This window comes from Streptomyces sp. AF1A (assembly GCF_047340315.1).
Lineage (GTDB): Bacteria > Actinomycetota > Actinomycetes > Streptomycetales > Streptomycetaceae > Streptomyces.
The window spans coordinates 1-20,904 of record NZ_JBLEBI010000039.1 but is presented as its reverse complement, the minus strand read 5'-3'; the positions used below and the strand labels follow the sequence as shown (position 1 = coordinate 20,904).

Below are 20,904 nucleotides of genomic sequence, written 5' to 3'. Positions count from 1 at the left end.
GAAGATCGTGACACCCGGGGGCCGCGGACCGCGAGCCTCCGTGTGCCCGTCGGCTTGATCACCGCGGCCCGTGTCCGTGAGGCTGGAGGGACAACACGCTCGAGGAGGTTCCCCGTGAACGGCGTTCCGGCGCACACGCTCAACGACGGCGCCACGCTCCCCGCCATCGGCCTCGGCACCTGGCCGCTGGACGACACGGCGGCCGAGCAGGCGGTGCGCGGCGCGCTCGGCCTGGGCTACCGGCTGGTGGACACCGCGGCGAACTACCGCAACGAGACCGGCGTCGGCCGGGGCATCGCCGGCAGCGGGGTGCCCCGCGAGGAGGTGGTGGTGACGACCAAACTCCCGGGCCGCCACCACGGGTACGAGGAGACCCTGGCCTCCTTCGAGGAGTCACGGCGGCGGCTGGGCCTGGAGTACGTGGACCTGTATCTGATCCACTGGCCCAATCCCCGGGTCGGCAGGTACGTCGACGCCTGGAGGGCGATGATCAGGCTGCGCGAGGACGGCCTGGTCCGCTCCATCGGCGTCTCCAACTTCACCCCGGAGCACATCGCCCGGCTGGAGAAGGAGACGGGAGTGGTTCCGTCGGTGAACCAGATCGAGCTGCACCCGCTCTTCCCGCAGGAGGAGCTGCGCGCCTTCCACGCGGACCGGGGCATCGTCACCGAGAGCTGGAGCCCGCTGGGCCGCGGCAGCCGTCTGCTGGACGACCCCGCTGCCGCCCGGATCGCGGCGGCGCACGGCGTGACGCCCGCTCAGGTGCTGCTGCGCTGGCACATCCAGCTCGGTGCGCTGCCCGTGCCGAAGTCGGCCGACCGCGAGCGGCAGCGCGCCAACCTGGACGTGTTCGGCTTCGAGCTGGACTCGGACGAGATGGCGGCGATCGCCGGGCACGCCCCGCGCCGGCTCGGCGGGAACCCGGAGACGCACGAGGAGTTCTGAGCGGCCGCGCCTCGGCGGCCCGGTCGTGGGTACCCGGAGCCCGCGGGGCGGACACGGAAGGAGGCGCGCGTGGCAGCGGAGGACCGGCGCGCTGAGTCACGTCATCTGCGCGGCGGACGTCGTGTTCCGGGTGGGCCCGGTGATCCGGGGCGCGGCCGGTTGCGGCCACGCGGGCAGGTCGCACTCTCGGCGACGTCCCGCCGATCCACGGCGTGCCGCAGGTGCTGCCGCACGCCTCCCGTTCCCGGAGGACGCCCCGCATCCGGGCTGCCCGTTCCAGCGATCGGCCGCCGGGCGCCCCGGACGGTCCGGGGCGCCGGGCGCGGGCGGGCCGCGCTCAGCCGCGGTGGGCGCGCAGGGCGTCGAGGGCCCGGTCGGCGTGGGTGTTCATGCGCAGTTCGCTGCGGACGATCTCCAGCACGGTGCGGTCCTGGCCGATGACGAAGGTGACGCGCTTGGTGGGGGCGAGGGAGAAGCCGCGTTTGACCCCGAACCGCTCACGGACCGTGCCGTCGGCGTCCGACAGCAGCGGCATGCCCAGCGCGTGCCGGCCGGCGAACTCCTGCTGCCGGTCGACGCCGTCGCCGCTGATGCCGACGGGCCGGGCGCCGACGGCGGCGAACTCGGCGGCGAGGTCGCGGAAGTGGCAGGCCTCGGCGGTGCAGCCCGGCGTGAGGGCGGCGGGGTAGAAGAAGAGGACCACCGGCCCGTCGGCCAGCAGTCCGGTGAGCCGGCGGACGGTTCCGGTCTCGTCGCGCAGGGCGAAGTCCTCGACCCTGTCCCCGATCTCGATCCGCTCGCTCACGACCGTCCCTCCTCGCTCCGGGCGACACCGCGGGCCCACAGCACCAGGGGCAGTTGGAGCGGCAGCCGCGCGAGGGCGGCCGTCTTCAGCGGCGCGGACCGCTGCCTGCAGTCCACGGCCGTCTGCACGTTCGCCGGGAACACCCCGACGAAGAACGCGGCGGCCGCCTTCGCGGCCACCGCGCGGGTGCGCGGGGCGGCGATCCCGGCCGCCAGGGCCAGTTCGACGGCTCCGCTGCCGTACGTCCAGGCGCGGGGCGAGCCGGGCAGCGCGCGGGGCACGGTCGCGTCGAACCGGCGCGGCGCGGCGAAGTGGGCGGCCCCGGCCGCGGCCAGCAGGCCGGCGAGCAGCAGGGGTGAGCGTTCGGACCGGGGCACGGTTCCTCCTCTGGTGACCTGCCGCCGGATATTACTGGACGGTAGACGGCCGTGCGGCCGGTTCGCACGGCTTGTCGCCGTCACCGCCCGGCCCGTCTCCCGGCCGGTGCCGTCCTCGGCGGAACGGGCGAGGGGGTCGTCGGTCATGCGGTGCGTTGCGTAGGTCACGTCATGGACGCGAGAGGGCCGCTGCGTCCGCTCGCGGCCGCGCTCGCCCCTCGCGGCTCGGCAGCGGACGTCCACGGGGACGGGCCGGACCGCGGAACACCCCACCCCCTGCGGGCCGGACGGGCCGGGCGACGGCCCCTGCGCCCGTCCCCGGGGACGCGCCGGGCGTCCCGCGGGACGCGGGAACGGCATTCCGACGGCCCGTCACGGCAAGCCTGCCTGTCGTGATCACGGCTCGTGGTCACGAGATCGACAGCCGGAGGCTTCCATGATCCGACGGACCCTCAAGAGCGGGCTGCTGGCCACGGTCGCGCTGCTCGCGTTCATGCCCGCGGCGGCCGGCGTCGCCGCCGCGAGCACCACCGCCCCGCGCTCGGTGCCCGCCGTCGCCGCCCAGCACCTCGTGCACCGCACGCACCACGTCCGGCACCACGTCCACTACCGTCTGCACGCCCGCCACGGGCACCGTCTGTTCCGCTTCACCCCGCAGGGGTCGGTGTACCGCTACGGCGCGCAGGGCATGGGCTACCGCACCGGCGTGCGCAGCACACCCCTCACCGGCCGGGTCGCCACCCGCCACGCCCGGCTGAACGTCCGCTCCGGCCCGGGCACCGGCTACCGGGTGGTCGGGAACCGGCGTACGCACCGGCTCGTCTCCCTGTCCTGCAAGGTCTACGGGTCGAACGTGCGCGGCAACCACATCTGGTACCGGCTCCGGCACCACCGGGGCTATGTCGCCGCCCACTACGTACGGACCGGCCGGGCCGTCCCCTGGTGCTGACCCGCACCCGCCGTACGCGCTGACGTCGAAGGCCTGTCCGGGAGCCCGTGTCCCGAACAGGCCTTCGACATGGGCGCATTGTTCACCCTCCCCATCACACGTCACGTGTTGCAGCGGCCGTCCAGCAGGGAAGCCATTCCGGCAACAGGGGCGAAACCGCCCATAGTGGAATGGGAGTCGAGGAACGTACGATGCGGCACCCCCAAGGATCGACCACGCCGGACGAGCCACTGGTGCTGAGACTGCGTGAACTGAAGGACCGCACCGGGCTGAGCCTGGCGGCGCTGGCCGCGCGCACCCCCTACAGCAAGTCCGCCTGGCACCGCTATCTGTCCGGCGGCAAGCGCCCGCCCCGGCCCGCTGTGGAGGCCCTGTGCCGGCTCGCCGGCGCCGACCCCGGCGTCGTACTGGCCCTGTGGGACACGGCCGAGGCCGCCGCTCCCCCGGGGCCGAGGCAGGAGCCCGCCCCCGCCAGGCGCCGGTGGCGGCTTCCCGCGTGGCTCCCCGTCTCGGCTCTCGCGCTGTTCGGCGCGGCGACGGCGGTGGCCGCCGCCGTCGCCCTGTCCGGGCGCCCGGGAAGCGCGCCGGCCGCCGGGACGCCGGCCGCGGTGCCGCGCTGTCACGGCGCCTCCTGCCAGGGCGAGTTGCCCGACGCGTCCGCGTGCGCCCGGGACGCACAGACCAGGAGCACGGTCGCCGACGCGTCCTACGCCGTCCGGCTGCGCTACTCGCCGTCCTGCGGCACCGCCTGGTCCGAGGTGAAGGTGCGCTCCCCGAGGGCGCGGGAGGTGTCGGTGCGAGCGGGCGGGAACGTCCTCACCGCGAGCTATCCGGCGGACGACACCGCCGGAGTCAGCAGCCCGATGGTCTCGGTGTCCTCACCCCGGGGCGTGGAGGCGTGCGCCGAGGTCGACGGGAAGCTGGCGTGCACGGGCCTGGACGCGGACGGACCGCCCGACGCGCAGGACTGACGCCGCGCCCACCGGCTCGGGCGCATCACGCGTTCCAGGGGCCGCACACGGCGTGTGCGGCCCCTGGAACGCGTGATGTCTGCCCACGGGCGGAGTGCCGTGGGTGAGCTGGAACCGGTGGCGGACCAGCCGGGCGTTCAGCCGCTCCAGCAGCCCGACCGCGGTCCGCTGGCCGGAGATCTCCTGGATCCGGTCGTGGAGCCGGTGGTCGAGGTCGGAGTACGTCACCGGTTCGCCGTCGGCGACGGCCTTCTCCATCGCCGCGCCGAGGTCGGACAGCTCGCTCAGCTGCTCGTCACTGGCCGCGACGGCAGCCTTCGCCGCGCAGAGCCCCTCCAGGGTCTTGCCCGGGTCGGCCGCCCGGCGCAGTCTGGACCTATGGGCGGTGAGAACGGGCCCACGCTCATCACGTCCGTGCAGCGGGCCTTCCGCTTGCTGGAGGCGGTGAGCGCGCACGAGAACGGCGCGCCGGCGAAACAGCTGGCACGCGAGACGGGCCTGCCGCTGGCCACCGCCTACCACCTGCTGCGGACCCTCGTGCACGACGGATACGTGCGGAAGCTCGACGACGGCGGCTTCGTCCTGGGCGACAAGCTGAACTCGCTGCACACCGCCGGCGCGGGCCGCGCCCAGGCGCTGCTCAGCCGGGTGCGCCCGACGCTGGCCGCCCTGCGGGACGAGCTGTCCAGCCCCGCCTACCTCACGTTCTACGAGGACGGTGAGATCAGGGTGGCCGAGATCGTGGACGGCCCCCGCGCTCCTCGCGTCGACCTCTGGGTGGGCTTCGAGGACGCGGGGCATGCCACCGCGCTGGGCAAGTCCGTGCTGCGCGAGCTGGACGAGGGCGCCCGCCGCGACTATCTGTCCAGGCACCAGCTCGCCGAGCTCACACCGCGGACGATCACCAGCCTTCCGGAGCTGCTCCGCAGGATCGCCGCACCCCCGTTGGCGCCGGCCGTCACGGACCTGGAGGAGTACGCGCTCGGCACCGTGTGCGTGGCCGTACCCGTGCGCTGCGGAAGCACGCTCGGCTCCCTCGGCGTCTCCCTGCCGGCGGAGCGGCAGGCCCGGCTCCAGGAGATCCGCGCACGCCTGCTTCCGGTCGCGACACGGGTGACCAGGAGCCTCTCGCTCACTATCTGAAAATCCGCTCCTTGTGGCGGCCGTCACCCGGCCCGTTTCATTGCGTGAACGGACATTCAGGCGAATATCCCCCCACAAGCGAGGATTGCGGACGACATATGAGCCAGGCCGGACACCATGGCGGCGCCCACACGCTCACGCGGCTGTTCACCGAGCACATGGACGACATCTGGCGATCGGTTCGCCGGTGTCTCGCCGGGCCGCTGAGCGCGGGGATGTGCCTGCTGCCGGTTCTGGTGGTCGTCGTCGTCGCGCTCCTGGACGTTGCCGTCGGCGCGGGGATGCCGTGGTTGCCGCTGCTGGCGGCCGGGCCCGCGCTCGCGGCGTCCACCAACGGGCCGCGCGGCGTGCTCTGCGTCGGTGTCCTCGCCGTGTCGATGGGTGTGGCCCTGGCCGTCAGGCACGCGGCCCCCGCGCGGGAGCCGGCGGCCGTGGTGTCCGCCCTGCTGGCGGTCACCGCGGCCAGCGGACTGGCCAGCGCGCTGCGCGGCCGGCGCGAGCGGGTCCTCGCTGCCGTCCGCTCGGTCGCCGAGGCCGCCCAGCACGCCCTGCTCCAACCCGTCCCGGACACCGTCGGCCCGTTCCGGGTGGCCGTCCGGTACAGCGCCGCGGCGGCGGAGGCGCGCATCGGCGGCGACCTGTACGCGCTGGTGTCCACGCCCTACGGCATCAGGCTGATCGTCGGCGACGTGCGCGGCAAGGGGCTGCCCGCCGTGGGGACGGCCGCACTCGTGCTCGGGGTGTTCCGCGAGGCCGCCTGCGACGAGCCCGATCTGCTCTCCGTCGTCGCGCGGATCGAGCGGAGTCTGGCGCGCAACCTCGGCCCCGACGACTTCGTCACCGCCGTGGTCGCCGGATACACCCGGACGGGACACCTGGAGATCGTCAACTGCGGGCACGCGCCGCCGCTGCTGATATCCGCCTCCGGCGCGGTCCGGGCCGTGGATCCCGACCATCCCGCTCCGCCGCTCGGGCTGCGCGCCCTCTCGGGCCAGGCGCCCCACCTGCAGCGCCTGCCGTTCGCGGTCGGAGACCAGTTGCTCCTCTACACCGACGGGGTCACCGAGGCCCGGGATCACACGCGCGCGTTCTATCCGCTGGCCGAAGGAGTGGCCCGGCACGTGTGCAACGATCCGGCGCGCACGGTCTGCGCGCTCCACGACGAACTGCTGGAGCATGTGGGCGGCCGGCTGCACGACGACGCCGCGCTGCTCCTGCTCCGCAAGCAGACCGAGGACGCGCCGGAGCCCGTGCCGTCATACTGCGAGGCGGCGCTCTAGGGTGTGTGTGCTGTTCGGGCAGGTTGGTGATCGGCCGGCTGCTAGGGCGCGACGAGATCGGCCCACCGGGAGACCTGGCCGAGGTGGGCGCGCATGCCGTGGCGGGTCGCCAGGGCCCGGACGATCGCCTCACCCCTGCCGTGCTCGTCGGGGTCGACGCCGCCGAGGGAGCGAGGCGCCGGAACCTTGGGCCCGGTGTCGGTGACCTCGATGCGGAGGGTGCCGCCGCTCTCGTCGCCGAGCCAGGACAGCCGCAGCACGGCCGGAGGCCGGGCGTGCACGATCGCGTTGGTGACGAGCTCCGACACCACGAGCAGTGCGTCCTCGACGAGGTGGGGACACACACGCCAGTCGGCGAGGACCCCCGCCGCACGGCGGCGAACGGCCGAGACGGCGCCGGCGACCGGCGGCACCGGGCACACCTGTTCGTAGGCCGCCTCGAGCAGCGTCTTCAGCTGTGCCGCCATGATGACTCCCGCAGTGGTACGGCCGGACCGGCCTCGTCGGTCGGCGCGTTCCGGACTCCCCATGACGGTATGGAGACAAAACGGGCCGGTCAATGAATGGCGGTCGGCATTACCGAACGCCCGCCGCCCTCGCCCCACGCGCACGGCGTCCGTGCCGGTAATACGCTCGGTTCATGACGGGCCCGGTCCAGTCGATCGAACGGGCGGCGGCGATTCTGCGTCTGCTGGCCGGCGGGCCCCGCCGACTCGGTCTGGGCGAGGTGGCGGCCTCGCTCGGGCTGGCGAAGGGCACCGCGCACGGCATTCTGCGCACGCTCCAGCACGTGGACTTCGTCGAGCAGGACGCGACGACCGGAAAGTACCAGCTCGGCGCCGCCCTGCTGCATCTCGGCACCAGCTACCTCGACGTCAACGAGCTGCGCTCGCGCTCCCTCAACTGGGCCGACGCCCTCGCCGCCCGCAGCGGGGAGTCGGTACGCCTGGGCACCCCCCTGGAGGGCAGCGTCCTCATCGTCCACCACGTGTTCCGGCCGGACGACTCCTTCCAGACCCTGGACGTCGGCTCGCTCCTGCCCCTGCACGCCTCCTCGCTCGGAAAGGTGCTCCTGGCGTACGGCACGGCCTGCGTCGAGCCCGGATGGGAGAAAGGGCTGGAGGCGTACACCCGGCACACCCTGGTCGATCCCGAGCGGCTCGCCCGGGCGCTCGCGGAGGTCAGGGAACGCGGATGGGCCGCCGAGACACAGGAGATGAGCATGGGCGAGGCCGGGATCGCCGCGCCGATCCGCGGGCACGGCGGTCTCGTCGTCGGCGCCATCGGGCTGTCCGGGCCGATCGAGCGCATCTGCGACAGCCAGGGCGGGCCCCGTCCGAGTCTGGTCACGCTGATCCGGGAGGCCGCGCGGGCGATCTCCAGAGACCTGGGGGCCGCCCGCTGGTAGGCCTGGGCAGCCGCCCCTCGATCCGTCGGAAGGCAGACCCGATCATGGCTGAACGGTACGTAATGTCCATCGATCAGGGCACCAACTCGACCCGATGCATCCTGTTCGACCACCGTGGGCGGCTGGTCTCGGTCGCGCAGAAGGAGCACCAGCAGCACTTCCCCAGGCCCGGCTGGGTGGAGCACGACGCCCTGGAGATATGGCAGAACCTGCGGCACATCGTGCCCGAGGCGCTCACCGAAGCCGGACTCGACAGGGGGCAGGTCACCGCCATCGGCCTCGCCAACCAGCGCGAGACGACCGTGCTCTGGGACCGGCGGACCGGCGCCCCCATCGGGCGGGCGATCGTCTGGCAGGACACCCGCACGGCGCCGCTCGTCGAGGACCTCAGGCAGGACCCCGGGGAGGAGTTCTTCCTCGACCGGTGCGGGCTGCCGCCCTCCACCTACTTCTCCGCGCTGCGGATCCGATGGCTGTTCGACCACGTCAAGAGGGTCGAGCAGCGGGCCAAGGACGGCGAGGTCCTGTTCGGGACGATGGAGAGCTGGCTGATCTGGAATCTCACGGGAGGCGCCGACAGCGGGCTGCACGTCACCGACGCCACCAACGCCAGCCGCACCATGCTGATGAACATCCGCACCCTGGACTGGGACGACGAGCTGCTGGCCTTCTTCGGGGTGCCCCGCGCGATGCTGCCGGAGATCCGGTCCTCCGCGGAGACGTACGGCGAGGCCGGCGCGCTGCTCCCCGGCGTCTCGATCACGGCCGCCCTCGGCGACCAGCAGGCCGCCCTCTTCGGCCAGACCTGCTTCTCCCCGGGCGAGGCCAAGTGCACCTACGGCACGGGCAGCTTCCTGCTGCTCAACACCGGCAGCGAGCTGGTGCGCTCGCGGCACGGGCTGCTCACCACCGTCGCGTACAGGATCAGGGACCAGCAGCCCGCCTACGCCCTGGAAGGGTCCATCGCCGTCACCGGGGCGCTCGTCCAGTGGTTCCGGGACCGCGTGGGGCTGATCCACAGCGCCGCGGAGATCGAGACCCTCGCCCGCACGGTCGAGGACAACGGCGGCTGCTACATCGTGCCCGCGTTCTCCGGCCTGTTCGCACCCCGCTGGCGCAGCGACGCGCGCGGGGTCATCGTCGGCCTCACCTCGTACATCACCAAAGGGCATCTGGCGCGTGCCGTCCTGGAGGCGACCGGATGGCAGACCCGGGAGGTCGTCGACGCGATGAACGCCGACTCCTCGGTCTCCCTGCGCCAGCTCAAGGTGGACGGCGGCATGACCGCGGACAACCTGCTCATGCAGTTCGTCGCCGACGTGCTCGACGTCCCCGTGGTGCGGCCCATGGTCGCCGAGACGGTCTCCCTGGGGGCCGCCTACGCGGCCGGGCTCGCCGCCGGCTACTGGCCCGATCTGGAAGTGCTGCGCCGCAACTGGCACCGGGCCGCGCAGTGGCTGCCCGACATGGATCCCGAGCTGCGGGAGTCGGAGTACGACAACTGGCAGCGGGCCGTGGAACGGTCGCTGGGCTGGGTCCGGCCGCCGCGGTCCCCCTGAGCCGGCCCGCCCGGGCAGGAGCCGTACGGATGCGCCGCACTCCCCGGGCCGGACACGCCCGCCGCCGGGCCCGCCCGGGCGGCTTGCCGAACGTCACCGGAGGCGGTGGGCTCGAAACCGGGGCCCGGCGGGACGGGCGCCGCAGCGGGACGGGGCCCGTTCAGGGGAACCCGCGGCGCAGGGCGCGTGAGGGCGCCGGGAGCGGTCGAGACCTTCAGCCGTGACCGCCGTGACCCTGCCGCTCATCGCGCCCATGCTCGCCACCCCGGGCACCCTGCCACCCGCCGCCCAGGACGAGCGATGGGCGTACGAGACGAAGCAGGACGGCCAGCGGGTGATGGTCTACCTCCCCGGCGACGGCAGCGTGCTGCTGCGCGCCCGCTCGGGCGAGGACATCACCGCGGCCTATCCCGAACTGCGGCCCCTGGGCGCGGCGCTGGGCACCGCGCCCGCCGTGCTGGACGGCGAGGTGCTGGCCCTCGACGCGCGGGGCCGGGCCGACTTCCAGCTGCTGCAGTCCCGGATGGGCCTCGCCCACGCGCCCGCGCGCGCCGCGCGCCGCGCCGCTCAGGTCCCGGTGCACCTGGTGCTGTTCGACGTGCCGTACCTGGCGGAGCCGCTGCTGCGGCTGCCGTACGTGCGCCGGCGGGCCCGGCTGGTGGATCTGGGCCTCGCCGGACCGCACTGGTCGACGCCGGCCGCGGTGACCGGGCACGGGGCCGAGGCGCTCGCGGCCACCCGGGAGCACGGGCTGGAGGGCCTGGTGTGCAAGCGGCTGGACTCGGTGTACGAGCCCGGGGTGCGCTCCCGCGCGTGGATCAAGATCCGCAACATGCGGGCCGAGGACGTCGTGGTCGGCGGCTGGCTGCCCGGCAGGGGCCGGCTCACCGGGCTGCCCGGCGCGGTGCTGGTCGGCCAGCGCGACACGCGCGGCCGGCTGCGGTACGTCGGCGGGGTGGGCACCGGCTGGAGCGAGGCGGAGCGGACGGAGCTGGCGGCGCGGCTGCGGGACGCGGCGAGCGACCGGTGCCCCTTCGACCCGGTGCCCCGCATCGCGGAGGCCCGGTGGGTGCTGCCCCGGCTGGTGGGAGAGGTCGGCTACAGCACCCGCACCCGGGCGGGGATGCTGCGTCAGCCGTCCTGGCTGCGGCTGCGGCCGGACCTGACGCCCGAGGAGTCGGCCGCGGACCTGCCCGAGGGCCTCGGCTGAGCCGGCAAGGTCTATCGTGTGCGCATGCCGGTTCCCGAACTGATCCGTATCGTCTCCCGCGACTCGCCCATGGCGCTGGCTCAGGTCGAGCGGGTCCGCGCCGAGTTGGCCGCGCTCCACCCGGGTGTGCGCACCGAGGTCGTCCCGGTGAAGACCACCGGCGACAAGTGGCTCGGCGACCTGTCCAAGGTCGAGGGCAAGGGGGCGTTCACCAAGGAGGTGGACGCCGCCCTGCTGGCCGGGGAGGCGGACCTCGCGGTGCACTGCGTGAAGGACGTGCCCGCCGACCGGCCGCTGCCCGCCGGGACGGTGTTCGCCGCGTTCCTGAAGCGGGACGACATCCGCGACGCGCTGGTGCACCCGGGCGGACTCACGCTGGACGAGCTGCCCGCCGGCACCCGGATCGGCACCTCCGCGGTGCGCCGGGTCGCCCAGCTGGCCGCCACGCACCCGCATCTGGAGTGCGTGCCGTTCCGCGGCAACGCCAACCGCCGGCTGGAGAAGCTGGCCGCCGGGGAGGCGGACGCGCTGCTGCTTGCGGTGTCCGGTCTGGAGCGCATCGGCCGCACCGACGCGATCAGCGAGGTGCTGTCCACGGAGGCGATGATGCCGCCTATCGGCGCGGGCATCCTCGCCCTGCAGTGCCGCGAGGACGACACGGACGTGATCGACGCGGTCAGCGGGCTCGGCGACCCGGACACGTTCCGCGAGGCGACGGCGGAGCGGATGTTCCTGCATGTGCTCCAGGGCCACTGCAACAGCCCGATCGCCGGGTTCGCGCGGGTGGACCGCAGCGGGGAACTCTCCCTGCGCGCCTGTGTCTTCACGCCCGACGGCAAGACCCGGCTGAACGCCCACGAGTGGGCGGGCCGGCTCGACCCGGCCACGCTCGGCACCTCGGTCGCGGTGGCGCTGCTGCGGCAGGGCGCGCGCGAGATCATCGACGGCATCCCGCACTGACCCGCCGGGCCGGCCCGGCGTCAGGCGGGGCCGGGCTCCGTCTGGTCCTTCAGGAAGACGCTGACCTGGTGGGCCAGGCCGCCCTGCCCGGTGCCCGCGGGGGCGGCCGCGGCGGTCGCCTCCAGGACGCCGATGCCGCCGGCCCACAGCCGGCGGTCGGTCCACTCCTCGTCCACCCGCAGCTGCACCTGCACGTCGACGTGGCTGAGTGCCGCCTCCGGAGCGGCCGCGTAGATCACGGCGGTGGCCCGGCGCAGCGGATAGACGTCGAAGCCCTCGATGAACTGGGAGCTGCGCCAGTCGATGAACGCCCCCTCGCCGTCCGGGCCGACGCGGACGTCGATCTGCCCGTCCTCGAGCTGGACGCCGTAGTGGCAGGCGCCGCGGTTCTCGACCGTCACCCGGACACTGAAGTACGTCAGGCCGGCGGCGGCGTCGTCGCGACCGCGCGGCGGCTCGGCCACCTCAAGGCGGTGGACGCGGACCCGCAGACCGGCATGCTCGTCGTACTCCTGCCAGTCCCCGACCACGTTCGGCTCGTACACAGTGCCCCTCTCGGCCCCTCTCGACCATCCGAGAGCTGCTGTCTATCTGTGCGCTCAGCGCACTGTCAAATGAGCGGAATGCACTGTGGCCAGCGGGTTCGCCCGCTTTGATCGCTGATCAAGCGCTGCCCAGGAAGAATCCGCCCGCATGGCCTTCCGGCGGGCTCCCCGGGCGTGCCGCACATCACGTCACCCGCAAGATCACCGGGCCAGGCGGCCGAGCAGCGAGGAGGCCGCGGTGATACCGAGTGCGGCCGCCACCGCCAGCACCCCGAAGTCGGCCCCGAGGTGCGCGGGTGTACCGAGCAGCAGGCCGCGCAGGGCGTCGACCTGATAGCTCAGCGGGTTGACCTTGCTGACGGCCTGCAGCCAGCCCGGCATCACCGAGACGGGATACAGGGCGTTGGAGCCGAAGAACAGCGGCATGGTGATCGCCTGCCCGAAGCCCATCAGCCTGTCCCGGCTGAGGACGATGCCGGCGATGGTCATCGAGAGGCAGGAGAAGAAGACGGAGGCGAGGACCACGGCGCCGGCGACGCCGAGCAGCCTCAGCGGGTTCCAGGTGAGGGCCACGCCGAGCACGGCGGCGATGACGATCACGACGATCGCCTGCACCAGCGACTTCACCCCGGCGGCGAACGCCTTGCCCGTGATCAGCGCCGAGCGCGGGGTCGGCGTGACGAGGAGCTTGTTGAGGATGCCCGCGTCCCGCTCCCAGATGATCTGGATGCCGTAGAAGATCGCGATGAACATCGCCGACTGGGCGATGATGCCGGGCGCCAGGTAGTCGATGTACGGGACGCCGCCGGTCGGTATCGCCCGTATCCGGGTGAAGGTCTGGCCGAAGATCAGCAGCCACAGCACGGGCTGCACCGCGCGCGTGTACAGCTCGGTGCGGTCGTGGCGCAGCTTCTGCAGCTCCACGGTGCACATGGCGGCGACCCTGGCGGGCAGCAGCCGCCAGCCCGCGCGCGGCCGGGGCGGGGTCAGCAGCAGCCGCGTGCTCTCAGCCGACACGGTGCGCGGTGCGGCGGGTGCTTCGGACATCGCGGAAACCTCCTCCGGAGGGGTCGTCGAGGCCGCTGCCGGCGACGTCTCGGAAGACGTCCTCCAGCGTGGGCAGGCGGTCCGTGCCCTGGCGTTCGGCCAGGCCCCGCCGCAGCTCGGCCGGGGTGCCGAGGGCGCGGATGCGGCCGCGGTGCATCAGGCCGACCCGGTCGCAGTACTGGTCGGCCTCGTCCATGTAGTGGGTGGTGACCAGCACGGTCATGCCGGTCGCGGCGCGCACGGCGTTGATGTGCTCCCAGACGCCGGTGCGGGCGATCGGGTCCAGGCCGATGGTGGGCTCGTCCAGGATCAGCAGCCGCGGGGCGCTGACCAGGGCCTGGGCGAGTTCGAGGCGGCGCACCATGCCGCCCGAGTAGGTCTTGGCGAGCCGGTCGGCGGCGTCCGCGAGGTCGACGGCGGCGAGTGCCTGGGTCACGCGTTCGGCACGCTCGCGGCGCGGTACGTCGAAGACGCGGGCGAACAGGGCGACGTTCTCCCGGCCGGTCAGGCCGCTGTCGGCCGACAGCTGCTGCGGGACGTAGCCGAGCAGGCGCCGGACCGCCATGCGCTCCTTGGCGGCGTCGTGACCGAAGACGTGGACCGTGCCGGCCGGGACCGGCAGGAGCGTGGTGATGCAGCGGATCGCGGTCGTCTTGCCCGCGCCGTTGGGCCCGAGCAGCCCGAACACCTCGCCCTCGCGCACGCCCAGGTCGAGGCCGTCCACGGCGCGGGTCTCGCCGAAGGTGTGGGCGAGGCGGCTGCAGGTGACGGCCTCGGCGCGGTCGCCGGGAGCGCCGGCGGTGTCGCCCGTCATGATTCCTCGGCACTCCTCGGCCTCCGTCATGGTTCCTCCACGCCCTCGTCGCGGTGTGTTCCGCCGTCCTCGGCCTCCTCGTGCAGGTGGACGGCGAGCCTGCGCAGGGCCGGCAGGGCTGCGCGCAGGGCCTCCCGGTCGGCCTCGTCGAGCCGGGAGACGTGCCGGCCGACCAGCTCGGTCCGGCGCCGGTGCCAGTCGTCCAGCCGCTGCTCGGCGGCTCCGGTCAGCAGCAGGCGCGCCGCGCGCCGGTCGGCCGGATCGGTCTGTCTGACCAGGTATCCCTCCCGCGCGAGCTGGTTCACCAGCGTCGAGACGGAGTTGCTCGCCAGGTGCAGTTCCCTGGCCGCCTCCGAGATGCCGATGCCGGGCCGGGACTCGACCAGCCGCAGCAGCTCCACCTCGGCGCCGCGCATCCGCGGGCCGGTGAGCCCGCCGCGCAGTCGTCGCCGGATGAGCCGCTGGATACGCACGAGCGCGTCGGCCAGTTCCTCCGGGAAGGTCCCGGGCCGCGTTCTCGTCGTTCCCGTACCTCGTACCGCCTGTTCTGCCACGCCTGAAGATTACCTCTGTTACAGAGATATGAGTCGTCGAGCACGCTCAAGAAGCGGTCAAGGACGCCTCGAACCTCGCATCCAACATTGCACTATTTGTACTAGATTGTTTGGGGATGTCCACAAGCGGGCATGGGACCGGCAGTGCTTCGGACAGGAGGCACGTCCGTGGGAGCCGGCACCGCCGGAAGCCCCGGTGTTCCCTGGTCCGAGCGCACCTCCCACGGTGTCTGTCCATCCAGCACCTGCTGAGAGAGGTGCGCGCAATGCGTGTCACTGGCAGCACCAAACCCCATCCCCACGACGACGCACCCGACACGGCCAAGTCCTTCGAGCGGCTCGCGGAGCTGTCCGACGGTCCCGAGCGCCGGGCGCTGCGGGACGAGCTCGTCCAGGTGTGGCTGCCCATGGCGGAGCGGATCGCCGTGCGCTTCCGCGGCCGCGGAGAGGCCCTCGAGGACCTCTACCAGGTCGCCGCCCTGGGCCTGGTCAAGGCCGTCGACCACTACGACCCCTCCCGGGGCCGCGCCTTCGAGGCCTACGCCGTGCCCACCATCACCGGCGAGATCAAGCGCCACTTCCGCGACCACATGTGGACCCTGCACGTCCCCCGCCGTGTCCAGGACCTGCGCAACCGGGTCCGCAGCGCCGTGAAGGAGCTGGCCCAGACCACCTCGGGCCGGCCGCCCACCGTCGCGGAGGTCGCCGCGTACACGCGTCTGACCGAGGACGAGGTGCGCACCGGTATGGAGGCGCTGGAGTGCTTCTCCGCGCTGTCCCTGGACGCCGAGGTGGCCGGAACGGACGGCTACGCGCTCGGCGACTCCCTGGGCGGGCCGGACCCCGGGTACGACCTGGTCGTGGACCGGGCCGCGGTCAAGCCCTGTCTGGAGGCACTGCCCGAGCGGGAGCGCACCATTCTCTACCTGCGGTTCTTCCGTGGAATGACGCAGAGCCGCATCGCCGACCAGCTCGGCATCTCGCAGATGCACGTCTCGCGGCTGCTCAGCGCCTGCTTCGACCGGCTGCGCGAGGAGCTGCTCGCGGAGGTGCAGGCCCGCTGAGCCGCTCGGCCCGCCGGGCTCACCCCTCCTCGGCCCCCGGCACCTGCGCGGGCCCGTACCGGTCCAGGGCGTCCTCCAGTGCGGCGCGGACCTCGGCCGGGATGTCGCCCCGGCGCCCCCAGATCAGGATCAGTTCCGCGATGTTGCGCAGCTTGATGTTGGTGTGCTGGGACACCTCCCGGAGCACCTGCCAGCCCTCGTCCGGGGTCACCCGGCCGAGCGCCACCATCATCCCGATCGCCTGGTCGACGACCGCGTGGGAGGTGACGGCCTCCTTGAGCTGGTCCACCTGTGCCTGCAACTCGGCGATGCGGTCCGCCTCGCTGTCTGCCATCCCTCCATCGTGCGCACGGGGCCGCCCGGGTGCCACCGGGGGTGCTCGACAGGCATGCAGCCCCCTTCCGGTTGGACACTGGAGGCAGGCCGGTGGCCGCAGGGACCCCGAGAGCAGGACGCGACTGTCATGAACCAAGACAACGCCGTCAATGGTGGAGCGAACGCCGGACGCGCACCGCGCAAGCGGGACGTCCTCTGCACGAACTCTGTTTTCGGTGCCCCGTGCTGGGTGAGCCTGACCTCCCGCGACCTCGAGGCGACGCAGGACTTCTACGCGGCGGTACTGGGCTGGCGCTGGCGCGGGGCAAAGCTCGGCGAGCACTTCCGTATCGCACTGGCGGACGGCGTCCCGGTGGCCGGGATCGCCGCCGTCGCCTCGATGTGGCAGATGGCGGTGGCCTGGACGCCGTACTTCGCGGTGCCGGACGCCGACGTCGCGGTGGCCCGGGCCCGCGAGCGCGGCGGCACGGCGGCCGTCGGGCCGCTTTCGTTCCCGCCCGGCCGGGCGGCGCTGCTCGCCGACCGGGACGGCGCCACGTTCGGGATCTGGCAGGGCGAACTCGTCGCCAACTGGGAGGCCTGGCGCCGGGCCTCGCCGACGTTCATCCGGCTGCACACCCGCGACGCCTTGGACTCGGCGATGTTCTACGGCGAAATCCTCGACTGGGCGTCCGGGCTGCCCGGCTGCTGCGAGGTCGAGTACGTGGGCGGCGAGGTCGTGCTGCGCAGCCAGGGCGACATCGTGGCCCGCATCGACTCCGGCGCGGTCGAGGCCGCCCCGGACCCCTCCGTGCGGCCGCACTGGCAGGTGCACTTCACCGTCTCCGACGTGGCCGGCTGTGCCAGGGCGGCGGAGAAGCACGGCGGCAGCGTGCTGAGCGAGGAGGAGGACGAAGCGATCCTGCGCGACGCGGACGGCGCCCAGTTCACGGTGACGTCCCGCACGGCCCGCTGAGCCGGCCGGCGCGTCGGGCACGGCGGCAGCGTGCCGAGCGGCGGGCGGCGCGCGGTCGACTCACGGTGATGGCACGCGCCGCCCGCGGAGACCGCGTATCTAGCCCGCCGTCCGGGACGGCCTGGTCAGCAGGACCAGGCTCCTGGCCTCCACCCGGAGCCTGGTGCCGGCCTTGCGTTCCCGTTCGTCCGGGATGCCGTCGGGATCGGCCGTGTCGACCAGGGTGGTCCAGCGCTCGCCGAAGGAGTCGTCGGGCAGGCGGAAGTCGACCGGCTCCCAGAAGCCGTTCAGCAGCAGCAGGAAGGAGTCGTCCACCAGGCGCCGCCCGTAGGGGTCGCGTTCGGCGATCGCGTCGCCGTTGAGGAACACCCCCACGGAGTGCGCGTCGGCGCGCTGCCAGTCCCGGTCGGCCATCTCGCGGGCGTCGGGCCTGAACCACATCAGGTCGGGCAGCGGCTGCCGGGCGTTGGTCGCGGTCTCGCCGTGGAAGAAGCGGCGCCGGCGCAGCACCGGGTGCGCGGCCCGCAGCGCGATCACGTGCCGGGTGAACTCGGTGAGGCTCACCTGCTCGTCGGTCAGGTCCCAGTCGACCCAGGAGATCTCGTTGTCCTGGCAGTAGGCGTTGTTGTTGCCGCGCTGCGTGCGGCCCAGCTCGTCGCCGTGGCAGAGCATCGGGATGCCCTGCGACAGCAGCAGTGTGGCCAGCAGGTTGCGCTGCTGGCGGGCGCGCAGTTCGAGCACGGTCGGCTCTGTGGTGTCGCCCTCCGCACCGCAGTTCCAGGACCGGTTGTGGCTCTCCCCGTCCCGGTTGTCCTCGCCGTTGGCCTCGTTGTGCTTGTCGTTGTACGACACGAGGTCGCGCAGCGTGAAACCGTCGTGCGCGGTGACGAAGTTGACGCTGGCGCGCGGCCGGCGCCTGCTGTGCTGGTACAGGTCGGAGGAGCCGGTCAGCCGGGAGGCGAACTCGCCGAGCGAGCCCGGCTCGGCCCGCCAGAAGTCCCGTACCGCGTCCCGGTACTTGCCGTTCCACTCCGACCACAGCGGCGGGAAGTTGCCGACCTGGTAGCCGCCCTCCCCCACGTCCCAGGGCTCGGCGATGAGCTTGACGCGGCTGATCACCGGGTCCTGCTGGATCAGGTCGAAGAACGCCGAGAGCCGGTCCACCTCGTGGAACTGCCGGGCCAGCGTGGCGGCGAGGTCGAAGCGGAAGCCGTCCACATGCATCTCGGTCACCCAGTACCGCAGCGAGTCCATGATCAGTTGCAGCACGTAGGGGTGACGCATCAGCAGGCTGTTGCCGGTGCCGGTGGTGTCGTAGTAGTGCGCCCAGTCGCCGTCGACCAACCGGTAGTAGGAGGCGTTGTCGATGCCCCGGAAGGACAGGGTGGGGCCCATCTCGTTGCCCTCGGCGGTGTGGTTGTAGACCACGTCGAGGATGACCTCCAGGCCGGCCGCGTGCAGCGCCTTGACCATGGCCTTGAACTCGTTGACCTGCTGGCCCCGGGTGCCGAAGGCGGCGTAGGCGTTGTGCGGGGCGAAGAAGCCGATGGTGTTGTAGCCCCAGTAGTTCGACAGCCCGCGGTCCTGCAGCACGCCGTCGTGGACGAACTGGTGCACCGGCATCAGCTCCACCGCGGTCACCCCGAGCGAGGTCAGGTGCTCGATCACGGCGGGGTGTGCCAGACCGGCGTAGGTGCCGCGCAGCCGCTGCGGGACGTCCGGGTGGGTCATGGTCAGGCCGCGCACATGGGCCTCGTAGATCACCGAGTCCGAGTACGGCGTCCGCGGCGGCCGGTCGTCTCCCCAGTCGAAGTACGGGTCGGTGACCACGCCGAGCATCGAGTGCCCGGAGCTGTCGGCCGGGGCGGGGCCGTCGGGCGCGCGCTCGTACAGGGAGGCGTGGTTGTCGATCTGGCCGTCCACGGCACGGGCGTACGGGTCGAGGAGCAGCTTCGCCGGGTTGCACCGGTGGCCGAGCGCCGGCTGCCACGGGCCGTGCACCCGGTAGCCGTAGCGCTGGCCGGGGGCGATGCCGGGCAGATAGCCGTGCCACACGAATCCGTCGACCTCGTGCAGCCGGATCGGCGTCTCGGTGCCGGCGTCGTCGACGAGGATCAGCTCCACGCGCTCCGCGACCTCGCTGAACAGGGCGAAGTTGGTGCCCTGTCCGTCGAACGCGGCGCCCAACGGGTAGGGCTGCCCGCTCCAGACGGGCAGCCCTTGGCGCGACCTGCGGGCGGTCACCGGCTGCCCTCCAGGGTGTGGTCACCGGCGGGCGCGGGCGCGGCGAGCACGGCCATCCGCTCCTCGCGCGGCACCTTCAGACCCGTGCGCAGCGTGGGCGCGGGCGCGATGGGCACCAGCGGCACGCGCTGGCCGGCGCGGGCGCGCTGCGAGAACCAGATGATCTTGCTGCCGGTGTCGGAGGCGCAGCAGCCCCAGCCGTCGCTCATGGCGGCGATGTCGGCGAGGCAGGACCGCAGATCCTGGTCCGGGCGCAGGTCGGGGTCGTCGTCCCCGAAGGCGGTGATGAGGTGCTGGCCGTTCCACCACATCTCGATGGAGGTGTGCTTGTTCGTCGCGTGCTCGTCGATCGCCCGCAGCAGCAGTTCGGTGCCGCGGCAGACGGGGGCCGCGAGGTTCTCGAGGTCCCAGTAGCGGAGGTGGGCGGCCAGGATGCGGCTGACCTGTCCCACCCGTTCCGGGCTGACTTCCACGTCGAGGTGGTAGTAGCAGGGCACTGCGGTCTTCATCGCGCTTGCTCCTCACCGGCGAAGCTCTCGCTCCCCTCGCCCCTGTCCGGGAGGGATCCCGGACACACAGCGTGAGCGCTGATCGCTTCTGAGTCACCTCCACGGTGCGGGCACTACGCCATTCGTGCAACACGAGCACCTGGCACCCGCAATCGTTGAAGATCCAACAAGACGCTTTGTGGTCGCACGTGCACCATGAGTGAAAGCCTCGATCGCCGTAACGGTGCCGCGCCCACCCCTGCGCGGCCACCACCCGACCGTCGGGAACGCGCCCAGTCGAGAGCGTGGAAGGTGAAGAGGGCCATGCTGCTACCCGCCAAGGCCGAAGTGGCCCGGCAGTTGCGGCGTTACCGGGCGTGGGAGCGCGTGATGCTCGCCTCGCCCTGCGACCGCACGGTCAGGGCCACCTTCGAGGACTCGGGTTACACGCTGTGCGTCCTGATGGGCAAACGCTGCGCCCGCGAGGCGGCGGACGCGGCGGAGCGCTATCTGCGCACCAACCTGGTCACCTACCTGCGCGAGCAGGACGGGCGGCCGCAGCCGCGCCGGGCGGCCAGAAGGGCCCCGCCGCCGGAGCGGCGTTCCACGGCGCCGAGCCCCTGACCTGGCACCGTACAAGGCGTTCCCCCGCGGGACCGGCGCACGCCGGCCCGTCTCTCGGATCGCGAAGCCGGGCCGGGTGCCCGGCTTCGCGCACGGCGGAGGTGAGATTCATGCGCAGGACCCCGGCCATCGGCCGCGTACCGGTACGTGACGTCCGGCCGGCCGTGGACTGCGGCAGGCGCCCGGCGAAGGCGGTGACCGGCGAGACCTTCCGGGTCACGGCCACCGTGTTCCGCGAGGGCCACGACGCCGTCGGTGCCAATGTCGTCCTGCGCGATCCCACGGGCCGCCGCGGCCCGTGGACACCGATGCGGGAGCTGTCCCCCGGCAGCGACCTGTGGGGAGCGGACGTCACGCCGGACACGACGGGCCGCTGGACCTTCCGGGTCGAGGCCTGGAGCCATCCGCTGGCGACCTGGCGGCACACCGCCTCGGTCAAGGTGCCGGCCGGGATCGACACCGGGCTGGTGCTGGAGGAGGGCGCCGAGCTGTACGAGCGCGCCGCCGGCGGAGTGCCCAGGGGCCCGGAGCGCGACCTGGTCCTCGCCGCCGCCCGCGCCCTCGGCGACGACTCCCTGTCGGTGCACGATCGGCTCAAGGCGGCGCTGTCGCCGCAGGTGGACGCG

Annotated in this window: 24 protein-coding genes; 13 read left to right on the top strand and 11 right to left on the bottom strand. The window is 73.0% G+C overall.

All coding sequences use genetic code 11. The features are described 5' to 3' along the window. The first annotated feature begins 114 nt into the window (after window positions 1–114). Window positions 115–945 carry an aldo/keto reductase gene (locus tag ACLU3S_RS14485; protein WP_413952227.1) on the top strand — a complete coding sequence of 277 codons (831 nt, stop codon included), beginning with the start codon at window positions 115–117 and terminating at the stop codon, window positions 943–945. Between the two features lie 337 nt (window positions 946–1,282). Here ACLU3S_RS14485 and ACLU3S_RS14480 read toward each other — a convergent pair whose 3' ends face one another. Together ACLU3S_RS14480 and ACLU3S_RS14475 are read right to left on the bottom strand one after the other, a co-directional pair. Next, window positions 1,283–1,750 carry a peroxiredoxin gene (locus ACLU3S_RS14480; RefSeq protein WP_413952226.1) on the bottom strand — a complete coding sequence of 156 codons (468 nt, stop codon included), beginning with the start codon at window positions 1,748–1,750 and terminating at the stop codon, window positions 1,283–1,285. Next, window positions 1,747–2,127 (bottom strand): hypothetical protein, encoded by a 381-nt coding sequence (locus ACLU3S_RS14475; RefSeq protein ID WP_413952249.1) that lies wholly within the window; start codon window positions 2,125–2,127, stop codon window positions 1,747–1,749. The genes ACLU3S_RS14480 and ACLU3S_RS14475 overlap by 4 nt, the downstream gene beginning before the upstream one ends. A 436-nt stretch (window positions 2,128–2,563) precedes the next feature. Here ACLU3S_RS14475 and ACLU3S_RS14470 point away from each other — a divergent pair, with 436 nt between their 5' ends. Together ACLU3S_RS14470 and ACLU3S_RS14465 are read left to right on the top strand one after the other, a co-directional pair. Further along, window positions 2,564–3,076 carry an SH3 domain-containing protein gene (locus tag ACLU3S_RS14470; protein ID WP_413952225.1) on the top strand — a complete coding sequence of 171 codons (513 nt, stop codon included), beginning with the start codon at window positions 2,564–2,566 and terminating at the stop codon, window positions 3,074–3,076. A gap of 191 nt (window positions 3,077–3,267) precedes the next feature. After that, window positions 3,268–4,047, top strand: a complete 780-nt coding sequence (locus ACLU3S_RS14465; protein ID WP_413952224.1) for a DUF2690 domain-containing protein — start codon at window positions 3,268–3,270, stop codon at window positions 4,045–4,047. On the opposite strand, the gene ACLU3S_RS14460 is transcribed toward ACLU3S_RS14465, so the two are convergent. Continuing rightward, window positions 3,955–4,503, bottom strand: a complete 549-nt coding sequence (locus tag ACLU3S_RS14460) for an FCD domain-containing protein (RefSeq protein ID WP_413952223.1) — start codon at window positions 4,501–4,503, stop codon at window positions 3,955–3,957. The two genes, ACLU3S_RS14465 and ACLU3S_RS14460, sit on opposite strands and share 93 nt — an antisense overlap. Here ACLU3S_RS14460 and ACLU3S_RS14455 point away from each other — a divergent pair. Further along, complete coding sequence (locus tag ACLU3S_RS14455) at window positions 4,426–5,190, top strand: IclR family transcriptional regulator (RefSeq protein WP_413952222.1); 765 nt, start codon at window positions 4,426–4,428, stop codon at window positions 5,188–5,190. The two genes, ACLU3S_RS14460 and ACLU3S_RS14455, sit on opposite strands and share 78 nt — an antisense overlap. A gap of 98 nt (window positions 5,191–5,288) precedes the next feature. Next, complete coding sequence (locus ACLU3S_RS14450) at window positions 5,289–6,470, top strand: PP2C family protein-serine/threonine phosphatase (protein ID WP_413952221.1); 1,182 nt, start codon at window positions 5,289–5,291, stop codon at window positions 6,468–6,470. 41 nt (window positions 6,471–6,511) lie between these two features. Here ACLU3S_RS14450 and ACLU3S_RS14445 read toward each other — a convergent pair whose 3' ends face one another. After that, a complete protein-coding gene (locus tag ACLU3S_RS14445; RefSeq protein WP_413952220.1) occupies window positions 6,512–6,937 on the bottom strand; it encodes an ATP-binding protein in 426 nt (141 codons plus the stop codon). A 173-nt stretch (window positions 6,938–7,110) separates the two neighbouring features. On the opposite strand from ACLU3S_RS14445, the gene ACLU3S_RS14440 reads away from it, so the two are divergent. From ACLU3S_RS14440 to hemC, 4 genes are all read left to right on the top strand, one after another. Beyond that, entirely contained in the window at window positions 7,111–7,878 is a 768-nt protein-coding gene (locus ACLU3S_RS14440; protein ID WP_413952219.1) for an IclR family transcriptional regulator, read from the top strand. 44 nt (window positions 7,879–7,922) lie between these two features. Continuing rightward, window positions 7,923–9,437, top strand: coding sequence for a glycerol kinase GlpK (glpK, locus tag ACLU3S_RS14435; protein WP_413952218.1), 1,515 nt, complete (start codon window positions 7,923–7,925; stop codon window positions 9,435–9,437). Between the two features lie 229 nt (window positions 9,438–9,666). Then, window positions 9,667–10,647, top strand: coding sequence for an ATP-dependent DNA ligase (locus ACLU3S_RS14430; RefSeq protein ID WP_413952248.1), 981 nt, complete (start codon window positions 9,667–9,669; stop codon window positions 10,645–10,647). Window positions 10,648–10,665: 18 nt separating this feature from the next. Next, complete coding sequence (gene hemC, locus ACLU3S_RS14425; RefSeq protein WP_413952217.1) at window positions 10,666–11,607, top strand: hydroxymethylbilane synthase; 942 nt, start codon at window positions 10,666–10,668, stop codon at window positions 11,605–11,607. Window positions 11,608–11,627: 20 nt separating this feature from the next. Here the strand turns inward: hemC and ACLU3S_RS14420 are convergent, their stop codons facing one another. The 4 genes from ACLU3S_RS14420 to ACLU3S_RS14405 all read right to left on the bottom strand — a co-directional run bounded on the left by ACLU3S_RS14420 (window position 11,628) and on the right by ACLU3S_RS14405 (window position 14,567). Continuing rightward, window positions 11,628–12,152 (bottom strand): hypothetical protein, encoded by a 525-nt coding sequence (locus tag ACLU3S_RS14420; RefSeq protein ID WP_413952216.1) that lies wholly within the window; start codon window positions 12,150–12,152, stop codon window positions 11,628–11,630. A 201-nt stretch (window positions 12,153–12,353) separates the two neighbouring features. Further along, window positions 12,354–13,199 (bottom strand): ABC transporter permease, encoded by an 846-nt coding sequence (locus ACLU3S_RS14415; RefSeq protein WP_413952215.1) that lies wholly within the window; start codon window positions 13,197–13,199, stop codon window positions 12,354–12,356. Further along, window positions 13,159–14,013 carry an ABC transporter ATP-binding protein gene (locus ACLU3S_RS14410; protein WP_413952247.1) on the bottom strand — a complete coding sequence of 285 codons (855 nt, stop codon included), beginning with the start codon at window positions 14,011–14,013 and terminating at the stop codon, window positions 13,159–13,161. The genes ACLU3S_RS14415 and ACLU3S_RS14410 overlap by 41 nt, the downstream gene beginning before the upstream one ends. Window positions 14,014–14,039: 26 nt before the next feature. Continuing rightward, a complete protein-coding gene (locus tag ACLU3S_RS14405) occupies window positions 14,040–14,567 on the bottom strand; it encodes a MarR family winged helix-turn-helix transcriptional regulator (protein ID WP_413952214.1) in 528 nt (175 codons plus the stop codon). Window positions 14,568–14,833: 266 nt separating this feature from the next. On the opposite strand from ACLU3S_RS14405, the gene ACLU3S_RS14400 reads away from it, so the two are divergent. Continuing rightward, the gene (locus tag ACLU3S_RS14400; protein ID WP_413952213.1) at window positions 14,834–15,631 is read left to right on the top strand and encodes an RNA polymerase sigma factor SigF; all 798 of its coding nucleotides are present in this window, start codon (window positions 14,834–14,836) and stop codon (window positions 15,629–15,631) included. Window positions 15,632–15,650: 19 nt separating this feature from the next. Here ACLU3S_RS14400 and ACLU3S_RS14395 read toward each other — a convergent pair whose 3' ends face one another. Continuing rightward, entirely contained in the window at window positions 15,651–15,965 is a 315-nt protein-coding gene (locus ACLU3S_RS14395; RefSeq protein WP_413952212.1) for an ANTAR domain-containing protein, read from the bottom strand. A 129-nt stretch (window positions 15,966–16,094) separates the two neighbouring features. On the opposite strand from ACLU3S_RS14395, the gene ACLU3S_RS14390 reads away from it, so the two are divergent. Next, entirely contained in the window at window positions 16,095–16,922 is an 828-nt protein-coding gene (locus ACLU3S_RS14390; RefSeq protein ID WP_413952211.1) for a VOC family protein, read from the top strand. 99 nt (window positions 16,923–17,021) lie between these two features. Here the strand turns inward: ACLU3S_RS14390 and glgX are convergent, their stop codons facing one another. Continuing rightward, window positions 17,022–19,166, bottom strand: a complete 2,145-nt coding sequence (gene glgX, locus ACLU3S_RS14385) for a glycogen debranching protein GlgX (RefSeq protein ID WP_413952210.1) — start codon at window positions 19,164–19,166, stop codon at window positions 17,022–17,024. Continuing rightward, the gene (locus ACLU3S_RS14380; RefSeq protein ID WP_413952209.1) at window positions 19,163–19,675 is read right to left on the bottom strand and encodes a pep a2; all 513 of its coding nucleotides are present in this window, start codon (window positions 19,673–19,675) and stop codon (window positions 19,163–19,165) included. Before ACLU3S_RS14380 ends, glgX begins: the two co-directional genes overlap by 4 nt. 303 nt (window positions 19,676–19,978) lie before the next feature. Here ACLU3S_RS14380 and ACLU3S_RS14375 point away from each other — a divergent pair, with 303 nt between their 5' ends. Both ACLU3S_RS14375 and ACLU3S_RS14370 read left to right on the top strand, forming a co-directional pair. Then, on the top strand, window positions 19,979–20,278 hold the full coding sequence (locus tag ACLU3S_RS14375; protein WP_413952208.1) for a DUF5133 domain-containing protein: 300 nt from the start codon (window positions 19,979–19,981) through the stop codon (window positions 20,276–20,278). A 110-nt stretch (window positions 20,279–20,388) separates the two neighbouring features. Continuing rightward, window positions 20,389–20,904 (top strand): maltotransferase domain-containing protein (locus ACLU3S_RS14370; protein ID WP_413952207.1); only part of this gene is annotated, 516 nt, incomplete at its 3' end.

Bases quoted from the DNA above. Each gene is read 5' to 3' on its own strand.
- glpK (WP_413952218.1), top strand. From the start codon at position 7,923: ATGGCTGAACGGTACGTAATGTCCATCGATCAGGGCACCAACTCGACC.
- ACLU3S_RS14470 (WP_413952225.1), top strand. From the start codon at position 2,564: ATGATCCGACGGACCCTCAAGAGCGGGCTGCTGGCCACGGTCGCGCTG.
- ACLU3S_RS14465 (WP_413952224.1), top strand. From the start codon at position 3,268: ATGCGGCACCCCCAAGGATCGACCACGCCGGACGAGCCACTGGTGCTG.
- ACLU3S_RS14380 (WP_413952209.1), bottom strand. From the start codon at position 19,675: ATGAAGACCGCAGTGCCCTGCTACTACCACCTCGACGTGGAAGTCAGC.
- ACLU3S_RS14455 (WP_413952222.1), top strand. From the start codon at position 4,426: ATGGGCGGTGAGAACGGGCCCACGCTCATCACGTCCGTGCAGCGGGCC.
- ACLU3S_RS14395 (WP_413952212.1), bottom strand. From the start codon at position 15,965: ATGGCAGACAGCGAGGCGGACCGCATCGCCGAGTTGCAGGCACAGGTG.
- ACLU3S_RS14400 (WP_413952213.1), top strand. From the start codon at position 14,834: ATGCGTGTCACTGGCAGCACCAAACCCCATCCCCACGACGACGCACCC.
- ACLU3S_RS14390 (WP_413952211.1), top strand. From the start codon at position 16,095: ATGAACCAAGACAACGCCGTCAATGGTGGAGCGAACGCCGGACGCGCA.
- ACLU3S_RS14440 (WP_413952219.1), top strand. From the start codon at position 7,111: ATGACGGGCCCGGTCCAGTCGATCGAACGGGCGGCGGCGATTCTGCGT.
- ACLU3S_RS14445 (WP_413952220.1), bottom strand. From the start codon at position 6,937: ATGGCGGCACAGCTGAAGACGCTGCTCGAGGCGGCCTACGAACAGGTG.
- ACLU3S_RS14375 (WP_413952208.1), top strand. From the start codon at position 19,979: ATGCTGCTACCCGCCAAGGCCGAAGTGGCCCGGCAGTTGCGGCGTTAC.
- ACLU3S_RS14415 (WP_413952215.1), bottom strand. From the start codon at position 13,199: ATGTCCGAAGCACCCGCCGCACCGCGCACCGTGTCGGCTGAGAGCACG.
- ACLU3S_RS14450 (WP_413952221.1), top strand. From the start codon at position 5,289: ATGAGCCAGGCCGGACACCATGGCGGCGCCCACACGCTCACGCGGCTG.
- ACLU3S_RS14410 (WP_413952247.1), bottom strand. From the start codon at position 14,013: ATGACGGGCGACACCGCCGGCGCTCCCGGCGACCGCGCCGAGGCCGTC.